Origin of the sequence: Streptomyces sp. NRRL B-24572 (assembly GCF_002156145.1) — a bacterium.
Classification (GTDB): Bacteria; Actinomycetota; Actinomycetes; order Streptomycetales; family Streptomycetaceae; genus Streptomyces; species Streptomyces vietnamensis.
This window is the reverse complement of the sequence record NZ_MWIG01000356.1, coordinates 1-8754: the sequence shown is the minus strand read 5'-3', so window position 1 is coordinate 8754 and position 8754 is coordinate 1. Positions and strand designations below refer to the sequence as shown.

At 68.8% G+C, this 8754-nt stretch carries 10 protein-coding genes and 2 pseudogenes; 9 read left to right on the top strand and 3 right to left on the bottom strand.

Annotation, left to right across the window (positions count from 1 at the left end; translation table 11 throughout):
- Positions 1 to 135: 135 nt before the first annotated feature.
- Positions 136 to 408: a GbsR/MarR family transcriptional regulator gene (locus CCN56_RS21740; RefSeq protein WP_086829216.1), complete on the bottom strand. Its 273-nt coding sequence runs from the start codon at positions 406 to 408 to the stop codon at positions 136 to 138.
- 95 nt (positions 409 to 503) lie between these two features.
- Between CCN56_RS21740 and CCN56_RS45890 the strand changes: the two are divergent.
- Both CCN56_RS45890 and CCN56_RS45885 read left to right on the top strand, forming a co-directional pair.
- Positions 504 to 824: pseudogene (locus tag CCN56_RS45890) on the top strand (ATP-binding cassette domain-containing protein); the annotation flags it as partial.
- A pseudogene (locus tag CCN56_RS45885) lies at positions 764 to 1015 on the top strand (ATP-binding cassette domain-containing protein); the annotation flags it as partial. The pseudogenes CCN56_RS45890 and CCN56_RS45885, both read left to right, overlap by 61 nt.
- Before the next feature lie 26 nt (positions 1016 to 1041).
- On the opposite strand, the gene CCN56_RS43890 reads toward CCN56_RS45885, so the two are convergent.
- Complete coding sequence (locus CCN56_RS43890; protein ID WP_218779435.1) at positions 1042 to 1374, bottom strand: hypothetical protein; 333 nt, start codon at positions 1372 to 1374, stop codon at positions 1042 to 1044.
- Between the two features lie 105 nt (positions 1375 to 1479).
- Here CCN56_RS43890 and CCN56_RS21730 point away from each other — a divergent pair, with 105 nt between their 5' ends.
- The 5 genes from CCN56_RS21730 (at position 1480) to CCN56_RS21710 (ending at position 5184) form a co-directional block, all read left to right on the top strand.
- A complete protein-coding gene (locus tag CCN56_RS21730) occupies positions 1480 to 2250 on the top strand; it encodes an ABC transporter permease subunit (protein ID WP_086829214.1) in 771 nt (256 codons plus the stop codon).
- A 168-nt stretch (positions 2251 to 2418) separates the two neighbouring features.
- Complete coding sequence (locus CCN56_RS21725) at positions 2419 to 3792, top strand: TrkH family potassium uptake protein (protein WP_256962082.1); 1374 nt, start codon at positions 2419 to 2421, stop codon at positions 3790 to 3792.
- Positions 3785 to 4504, top strand: coding sequence for a TrkA family potassium uptake protein (locus tag CCN56_RS21720; protein WP_086829212.1), 720 nt, complete (start codon positions 3785 to 3787; stop codon positions 4502 to 4504). The genes CCN56_RS21725 and CCN56_RS21720 overlap by 8 nt, the downstream gene beginning before the upstream one ends.
- Before the next feature lie 72 nt (positions 4505 to 4576).
- The gene (locus CCN56_RS21715) at positions 4577 to 4876 is read left to right on the top strand and encodes a hypothetical protein (RefSeq protein ID WP_086829211.1); all 300 of its coding nucleotides are present in this window, start codon (positions 4577 to 4579) and stop codon (positions 4874 to 4876) included.
- Positions 4873 to 5184 carry a hypothetical protein gene (locus tag CCN56_RS21710; protein ID WP_086829209.1) on the top strand — a complete coding sequence of 104 codons (312 nt, stop codon included), beginning with the start codon at positions 4873 to 4875 and terminating at the stop codon, positions 5182 to 5184. Before CCN56_RS21715 ends, CCN56_RS21710 begins: the two co-directional genes overlap by 4 nt.
- 412 nt (positions 5185 to 5596) lie before the next feature.
- On the opposite strand, the gene CCN56_RS21705 is transcribed toward CCN56_RS21710, so the two are convergent.
- Positions 5597 to 6658: a CdaR family transcriptional regulator gene (locus CCN56_RS21705; RefSeq protein ID WP_086829207.1), complete on the bottom strand. Its 1062-nt coding sequence runs from the start codon at positions 6656 to 6658 to the stop codon at positions 5597 to 5599.
- A gap of 226 nt (positions 6659 to 6884) precedes the next feature.
- On the opposite strand from CCN56_RS21705, the gene CCN56_RS21700 reads away from it, so the two are divergent.
- A complete protein-coding gene (locus CCN56_RS21700) occupies positions 6885 to 7352 on the top strand; it encodes a hypothetical protein (protein WP_086829205.1) in 468 nt (155 codons plus the stop codon).
- Positions 7353 to 7448: 96 nt separating this feature from the next.
- Positions 7449 to 8754: flotillin family protein (locus CCN56_RS21695; RefSeq protein WP_373412882.1), on the top strand; the 1306-nt coding region annotated here is incomplete at its 3' end.

The window sequence follows — 8754 nt, the reverse complement described above, 5'->3', positions numbered from 1 at the left end:
CCGGGGATACCGGGCCGCGCTGAGCTGCTCAGCCGCATCCGGCGGAACGTGTACCGGACACGTCAGCGGCCCAGTCACAAGTGCCGCGTACCGCGCTGTGTCTGCCGGCAAGTCAGGGCCCCGAGGGGTGGTCGGTCAGGCGCGGCCCGNNTCGCGGCGGCTGCCGGGGGCGGGGACGCGTTCGATCATGCCAGTCGGGATGAGCTGATTGACGGCGCCCGAGACCGCGCCCGAGCTGATCTTCAGGGCGTCGCAGAGGTCGCCCGCGGTCATCGTCTCCTGCTGACTGAAGAGGAGCGCGGTCATCACGCGTGCGGTGGTCTTCTGCATGCCGCTCTGAGAGAGGGTCAGGGCGAGCTTCTCCGCCGACTCGCGCAACCTCACGTCGTCGCCTGCCGCATCGTCCATGTCAGACCTTCTCATGTGGCAGATTTCTATCATATAGAAACCTCTCAGCTCTCAGAGTGTTTACAGATCTCTGAAAGTTTCTTTATGTTCCGGGTATGGAGAACGTGATCGAGCTCCGCGAGCTCACCAAGACGTACGGCCCCCGGCGCGGTCTGACGGGCCTCGGCCTGGACGTGGTCCGCGGTGAGGTGTTCGGCTTCCTGGGTCCCAACGGAGCGGGAAAGTCCACCACCATCCGGCTGCTCCTCGACCTCATCCGGCCCACCGCGGGCAACGCCACCGTGCTGGGGCTGGATCCGCGGGCTGAGGGTGTGGAGCTGCGCCGTCGGGTGGGTTATCTGGCGGGTGACTTCGTGTGCGACGGTCGCCGGAACGTCCGGAGCTACCTCCGCTTCCTGGCCGCGCTGCGCGGCGGCGTCCCTCAGGCGCGGATCGACGATCTCGCCGACCGGCTGGGCCTGGACCGGGCGGCGAAGATCAGAAGCTGTCGAAGGGGAACCGGCAGAAGGTCGGTCTCGTGCAGGCGTTCATGCACACGCCGGAGCTGCTCATCCTCGACGAGCCCACCTCCGGTCTCGACCCCCTGGTCCAGCAGACCTTCCTCGACATGGTGGCCGAGGCGGCCGCCGGCGGTCAGACGGTCTTCATGTCCAGCCACATCATGAGTGAGGTCGAGGCCGTCGCCGACCGGGTCGGCATCATCCGTGACGGGCGGCTGGTGGCCCTCGACACCGTCGCGAACCTTCGCACGGGAACGGTCCGCGACATCGAGGTCACCTTCGAATCGAGCGTTCCCGCAGCGCGTTCGCGGACCTGCCCGGCGCAGGCCGGCTGCGTCTGGACGAGGCAGGCAGGACGCTCAGCGGCCAGGTCGCCGGCAGCCCCGACGCGCTCATCAAGGCGCTGGCCCGCTGCACCGTCTCGAGTCTGCGAGCCACCGAGCCCGCGCTCGAGGAGCTGTTCCACTCGTACTACGAGGGTGCCGAAGCCGCACCGCGTACCGAGTCGGCACGCATCGCCTGACCCGGACACCCGCACGACGCCACGCACCGGCACTGAAAGGACCACCTGATGAGCGCCGCCGTCTTCACCAAAGCCCTGTCCGACAGCCGCCGAAGCCTGATCGGTTGGGCTGTCGGCACAGCCCTGGTCGGCATGGTGTACGCGAGCACCTACCCCTCGCAGCGGCAGAACACCGAAAGCATCCCCCGGGCGCTTCGTGAAAGCCTCCACGTCGACGGGACTGCTGCGGGCTATCTGCAGGCCAGTGTCTTCGGCGTGATCGTCCCGCTCCTCGCAATGATCTACGGCGTGGCCATGGGGGCCCGGGGCATCGCGAGCGATGAGGAATCCGGGCAGCTCGACCTGCTGCTCGCCCACCCCATCACACGGACCCGGTTCGCCCTGCAGCGCTTCGGCGCCCTGGTGGCCGGTGCCTTCGGCATCGCGGCCCTCGTCTGGCTCGCGGTCCTGGCCGTGCGCGACAGAGCTGAGCTGACCAGCGTCACGCCGGTCGAGTTCCTCGCCCAGTGCCTGAACCTGGCGCTGTTGGCGATCATCTTCGGGGCGTTTGCCCTGGGGGTCGGAGCGGCAGTAGGGCGGCGCACGGTGGTCCTGGTGATCAGTGCCGTCGTCGGGGTTCTCGCCTACACGGCCAACACCTTCGCCACGCAGATCGGGGCCGACCGGCTCGCCTACCTGTCCCCGTTCCACTACTACATCGGCGGCGAGCCGCTGAAGAACGGCTTCCAGTGGGGTGACGCTGCCGTTCTGGTCATCGCCTCGGCCGTCTTCGTCGCGGCCGGCGTGCTGCGCTTCGACAACCGCGACGTCAACAGCTGACCGCTCCGATCGCGGCCTTGAGCCCCTTGCTGGGGGCAGGAGCAACGTACGCCGGTCCCGGTACGGGCTTCCACGGTCTCAGGCGCGGCGCGGGTAGTGTGTCGCCGGTTCCTGACGCTTCCTTGACGTCAAGAAATTCGTCAGTCCGACAGGGAAAGGGCGAACCCCGTGGTCACCACCGCACGGCGTGGCGTCGGCGCGCTGTTCTCCGCCCACCCTGCTAGGACGGTCGTCTTCGCCTTCGCCGGAGTGGTCCTGCTGGGCACGGTGCTGCTCATGCTGCCGATCGCGGCGGAGGACGGGAAAGCCACCAGTCCGCTTCCCGCACTGTTCACCTCTACGTCCGCCGTCTGCGTGACGGGTCTCGCCGTGGTGGACACAGGCACGTACTGGAGCGGCTTCGGCGAAGGCGTCATCCTTGCGCTGATCCAGGTCGGCGGCTTCGGCATCATGACGATGGCCTCCATGCTCACGCTGCTGGTCTCCAGGCGGCTGCGGCTGCGGATGCAGCTGACCGCGCAGGCCGAGACCAGGAGCCTGGGCATCGGTGACGTACGAAGGGTCCTCCTCGGCGTCGCCGGCACCACGCTGATGGTCGAACTCGCCGTAGGCGCCTTCCTGGCACTCCGATTCCGCTTCGGATACGAAAACAGCGTCGGCGACTCCGCGTACCTCGGCTTCTTCCACGCCGTGTCCGCGTTCAACAACGCCGGCTTCGGCCTGCACGCCGACAGCCTCACCCGCTACGCCCAGGACGCCTGGATCACGCTGCCGATCGCCGTCGCGGTGATCCTCGGCGGCATCGGCTTCCCCGTGCTGCTGGAGATACTGCGCCACCGCAACCGGGCCCGTACGACAGGGCGCCGAAACTGGACCCTGCACACCAAGCTCACCATCATCACCACCCTCGCCCTCCTCGTGATCGGCACGCTCCTCACCGGCCTCCTCGAATGGACCAACCCGGCGACGCTCGGCCCCCACGACGTCTGGGGCAAGCTCCTCAACAGCTTCTTCCACTCCGCGATGAGCCGCACCGCCGGCTTCAACTCGCTCGACATCGGCGCCATGCACGCCTCCACCCTCCTGATGACGTGCATGCTGATGTTCGTCGGCGGCGGCAGCGCAGGAACGGCCGGCGGCATCAAGGTGACGACCTTCGCCGTGCTCGCCGCCGCGATCGTCGCCGAGGTCCGTGGCGAGCCGAACTCCGTCGTCCTCGGCCGACGTCTCGCGCCCCACGCCCTGCGACAGGCCCTCACCGTCGCCCTCCTCGGCGTCGGCCTCGTCATGACCGCCACCCTCGCGCTGCTGTCGCTGAGCGATGCTCCTGTCGACGGCATCCTGTTCGAAGTGGTCTCTGCCTTCGCGACCGTGGGCCTTTCCACGGGCATCACCGCCGACCTGCCCGGCACCGGGCAGCTCGTCCTGATCGCCCTGATGTTCATCGGCCGTATCGGCCCCATCACCCTGGTCTCCGCGCTCGCGCTGCGCGAGCGCACGCGACGCTACGAACTGCCGGAGGAGCGACCCGTCATTGGTTAACTACCTGCACAACCTGCGCAAGCGCCGCCGCCAGCGGCTCACCCAGCAGCACAAGGTGTCCGCCGATCAGCGGGTCGCCGTCATCGGCCTCGGCCGCTTCGGATTCTCCCTGGCCAACGAGCTGATGCACCGAGGCTGGGACGTTCTTGGCATCGACGCGGACGCCCGCTTGGTCCAGAAGTACAGTGACGTCCTCACGCACGTCGCCGTCGCCGACTCCACCGACCCCGAGGTCCTCAACCAGCTGGGCGTCAACGAGTTCTCCAGCGCGGTCGTCGGCATCGGCAGCTCGATCGAGGCGAGCATCCTGATCAGCTCCAACCTCCTCGAAGCCGGCGTCCCCAACATCTGGGCCAAGGCCATCAGCCGCCAGCACGGCCAGATCCTCGAACGCCTCGGTGTCCACCACGTCGTGCTGCCCGAGCACGAGATGGGCGAGCGCGTCGCCCACCTGGTCACCGGCCGGATGCTCGACTTCATCGAGTTCGACGACGACTACGCCCTCGTCAAGACCGTCGCCCCGCAGGCCGCGACCGGCCGACCACTCGGTGAGTCCCAGGTCCGCAGCCGGTACGGCATCACCGTCGTCGGCATCAAGCGCCCAGGGGAGGACTTCACCTACGCCACCGCCGAGACGGTCGTGGAGAAGGGCGACATCATCGTCGTCACCGGCAAGACCCAGGCGGTGGAGACCTTCACAGAGCTGTCCTGACGCTAGGATCGTGCGCTGGTGAGCCGGGAAGTCTGGTCGGCGCAGACATCCGCCTGCCCCGGAGCTCCCGCCATGCCACTCACGCTCGTCCTGCTCGCCTTGTGGGCGCTCGCGTTCCTGACGTTCAACATCGTCATCAGCGTGCGGGTCTGGCGGCTCACCTCGCTGCCCAGGTGGCGACGGGCGCTGCCCGGCCTCCTGCTGTTCGCGGCGCTCGCGGCGACCTCGAGCCGGGCCACCGGGACCACCGTCGTCGCCGAGACGCTCGCCTTCCCCCTGAACGCGGCGACCGCGCTTGTGGGCATCTTCGAGCTGCGGCTCCACCGCAAACAACCGTCCCGGCCGGCCGTGCCACCGGGAGCAGCCGCATGAGCACGTGGGCCAGCTGGACACTGATCGCCGGAGGGGCCGCTTCGGTCCTGGCACCGAGCGTCGCCGTGCTCCTGGGCTGGAGCCCCCGATGGCTCCGACACGGGGAAGCCCCCGTACGACTCCTCGGCTTCGCCGGTCTGGCCGTGTATGCGGCCGTACTGACAGACGAGATCCCACGGCTGGCCGACGCGTCGAGCGGTGTGCTGAAGACCTGCTCCTACGTCGCGTTGGGCCTGCTCGGCTGCTCGATCGCTCTCGTGATCCTCTTCGATTTCCTGGGGGGACCTTCGCGGTCGGGACGGCGATGAGGGGCGGTCGCCGCTCCTCGCGCGCCTGAACCGTGACCCACGTGCGGCTCCGCCCGTGACAACCTGGCGCAGACCAGCGCGGCAGCTGTGAACGCGAGCGTCAACGCACCGATCCCGAACACGGGGGACGCCCATCGCGGTACGAGATACATCACGATGCCGACAGCCGCGAGAACGGAGCCGCAGGCCAGGAGCGGGAAGCCGGCTCCGCCAGCGTTCGGCCTGTCACCTCTGAGTCTCGCCACGCCGCTGTTTCCTCGTGGGCGAGGGCGCACTCGGTCTCGGCCAGGATGCGCTGGTCACCGGTGGGCTGACTTATGACGACCGCTCGGGATGACGCGGACGGTTCGGAGTCATCCGCCTCCTATGTCCCTCTTTTCTCCCCTCTGCCTGGCGCCACGCCCGCCGGGCATCACAGCGGCTGGTCGGGCCAGTCCAGGAGGCGGGCGCCGATGACGGCCGTCTGCAGGGTGTAGCGCTGGACCGGATCGCCGGGGTCCGCGCCGGTCAGGCGATGAATGCGGTCGAGGCGGTACGTCATGGCCCGCACGCTCAGACTCAGGCAGCGCGCCGCCTGGGCGGTGACGCAGCCCGTGTCGAAGTACGCCGCGAGCGTGTCCAGGAGGGGCTTCGCGCCCCCGCGGGCTTGCTGGAGAGGACCGAGCACGGTGCGGACGAGGTCGGCCATCGCCTGACGGTCGCGAGTGAGTACGGGATAGACCAGAAGGTCGGCGGCGTACAGGACGGGGGCATCCAGATTCATGCGGGTGGCGAGGCTCAGGGCGTTGAGTGCCTCTTCGTAGGAGTGGACGACGCCACCGGCGCCCGGATGTTGCCGGCCGATGGCGACCTGGCCTCCGTCGGTCGCCGCGTACGCCTGCTTGGCGAAGTGGGCGAGCACCTCGGGCTCGTCGGCCGGGGCGACGCAGATCAGCCGCCCGTCCTTGGTGGTGAGCAGGATGCGGCGGTTGCCGAAGCGGGCGACGAGTGAGGACTCGACGGCACGGGTGACCGCGTAGCCGTCGCTGTAGGGCTCCGCGCCCTGGGCGACGGCGACGGCGTGGGCGTGGGACAGGAGCAGCCCGAAGCGCTCGGCCCGCTCCGCCAGGCGGCCGAGATCGCTCCGGCCGTGGAGCAGGTCGTCGATGAATTCCCGTCGAGCGGCTTCCTCTTGCCGCATGGCCAGGTGCTGGGCTCTTTCGTGGCCTTCGGCGAAGGCGTCGACGGCTTGCTCGACGGCGGCGAGGAGGTGGTCGGCGGCTGCCTGCGGCAGGGCGGGGCGGACCCGCTGCGCGGCGGCGAGGTGGGCCCGGATGACGGCCCGCAGCCCGATCCCGGCCTCGGCGGCCTGCTCCCCTCGGGACCGCAGGGCTTCGCGTTCCTCGCGGGTGAGTGTGCGGCGGGTGGTGCACACGCCCGTCAGGATCTCGGCGTACCCGTCCAGATACTCCTCGCCCTGCCCCCGCTCTGCCATGACCCCTCCCCGGTTCCTGATGCGCCTCTTACGAGTCCTTGACGCGGGGACCAAGACTGACACACGCCCTCACGGGGGTTCGCCACCGGCATCAAGGAGGCGTCAAAGACTGCCCGATTACGGCAATGTCAAGCGATGTGGACCTGCTCCATGATGATTCGACGAGCGGCACGAGCGTTGGCCCGATGCCGGAAACCAGAAAACTGCGATGCGTCGGGGGAGCGCCATGGGGGAGTTCGTGTTCGTCGCCTTCGGCTTCCCCACGCTGCTGTTCAGCGTGGCCCTCGTGGTCGTGGCGGGGTTCTGGTTCCTCGTGCTGTGCGATGCCGCGGAGCGCGGCAGCTTCGACTCCGACGTGGACACGGAGGCGCTGCGCCTGGGCCGGGTACCCGTCTCGGTGGCCGCCACCGTGTTCATCGCGTCCGGCTGGCTCCTGGCCCTGACCGGATCCGTCCTCCTGGATCGCGCCGATCTGGCCCGCTCTTTGTCCTCCCTGCTCTCGCCCGCCGTACTGGTGCTCGCCTCCGTCGCCTCCTGGTGGCTGACCCGATGCATCGCGAAGCCGCTGGCGAAGCTGTTTCCCGATGAACCTGGGGCGTCCCGGCAGGACCTCCCCGGTCCGTCGGGTCGGCTCGAACGGCACCGGCCCCTCGGGCAACACTCCCTCACTGCGCCCGTACGACGACGCGGGTAGGTCCATGTGACGCGCTCCCGCGGTCCCGGAGCCGTCCTCCTGTAAAGCCGGCCGAATGCACGGCTCCCCACTTCTCCCATCGACACGGGGTTTCTCATGGATGCCATCACCGGGGGCATCGGCGTGCTTGGCGCCGTCGTCCTGCTCATCACTCTCACGCTGCTCTTCGTGGCCGGCCGGCTGTTCCGCAAGGTGGAGCAGGGCAAGGCGCTGATCGTCTCCAGGACGCGCAAGGTGGACGTCACCTTCACGGGGCAGATCGTCCTGCCCGTCGTGCACAAGGCCGAGGTCATGGACATCTCGGTGAAGACCATCGAGATCTCCCGGACCGGACGGGACGGTCTGATCTGCCGGGACAACATCCGCGCCGACATCCGGATCTCGTTCTTCGTGCGGGTCAACAAGACCGTCGAGGACGTCATCAAGGTCGCGCAGGCGATCGGCACCGCCCGGGCCAGCGACAAGGAAACCTTGCAGGAGCTGTTCCACGCCAAGTTCTCCGAGGCCGTCAAGACCGTCGGCAAGCAGCTCGACTTCACCGACCTCTACACCAAGCGCGAGGAACTGCGGTTCCGGATCATCGAGCTCATCGGCATCGACCTCAACGGCTACCACCTGGAGGACGCCGCCATCGACCACGTCGAGCAGACGCCGCTGAGCCAGCTCGACCCCGGCAACATCCTCGACGCCCAGGGCATCCGCAAGATCACCGAGCTGACGGCCGTCGAGAACGTCCGGACGAACGAGTACCGGCAGCACGAGAAGAAGGAGATCACCCGGCAGAACGTCGACGCCCGCGAGGCCATTCTGGAGCTGGAGCGGCGTCAGGCCGACGCGGAGATCAAGCAGAGGCGGGAGATCGAGACCTCGCGGGCACGCGAGGAGGCGGAGACCGCGCGCGTGGTGGAGGAGGAGCGGCTGCGGGCGCAGAGCGCCTTCCTCAGGACCGAGGAGCAGCTCGGCGTCCAGCGCGAGAACCAGGCCCGCGAGGTGGCCGTCGCGCAGAAGAACCGTGAGCGGGTCATCGCCGTCGAGAACGAGCGGATCGAGAAGGACCGTCTCCTGGAGGTCATCGCCCGCGACCGGGAGACCGAGCTCACCCGCATCGCGGCCGACAAGGAGGTCGAGGCCGAGCGCCGGGAGATCGCCGAGGTGATCCGGGAGCGGGTCGCGGTGGACCGTACGGTCGCCGAGCAGGAGGAGTCCATCAAGCGGCTGCGCATGGTCGAGGAGGCCGAGCGCACCCGGCAGGCCGTGGTCATCGCCGCCGAGGCGGAGGCGCAGGAGAAGCTGGTCAAGGACATCAAGGCCGCCGAGGCAGCCGAGCAGGCCGCCGTCCACCGGGCCGCCGAGGAGCTCACCCTGGCCGAGGCCCGCAACAAGGCGGCCGATCTGGACGCCC

Coding starts and splice junctions, on each gene's coding strand:
- CCN56_RS21730 (WP_086829214.1), top strand. CDS start 1,480: ATGAGCGCCGCCGTCTTCACCAAAGCCCTGTCCGACAGCCGCCGAAGC.
- CCN56_RS21715 (WP_086829211.1), top strand. CDS start 4,577: ATGCCACTCACGCTCGTCCTGCTCGCCTTGTGGGCGCTCGCGTTCCTG.
- CCN56_RS21710 (WP_086829209.1), top strand. CDS start 4,873: ATGAGCACGTGGGCCAGCTGGACACTGATCGCCGGAGGGGCCGCTTCG.
- CCN56_RS21705 (WP_086829207.1), bottom strand. CDS start 6,658: ATGGCAGAGCGGGGGCAGGGCGAGGAGTATCTGGACGGGTACGCCGAG.
- CCN56_RS21700 (WP_086829205.1), top strand. CDS start 6,885: ATGGGGGAGTTCGTGTTCGTCGCCTTCGGCTTCCCCACGCTGCTGTTC.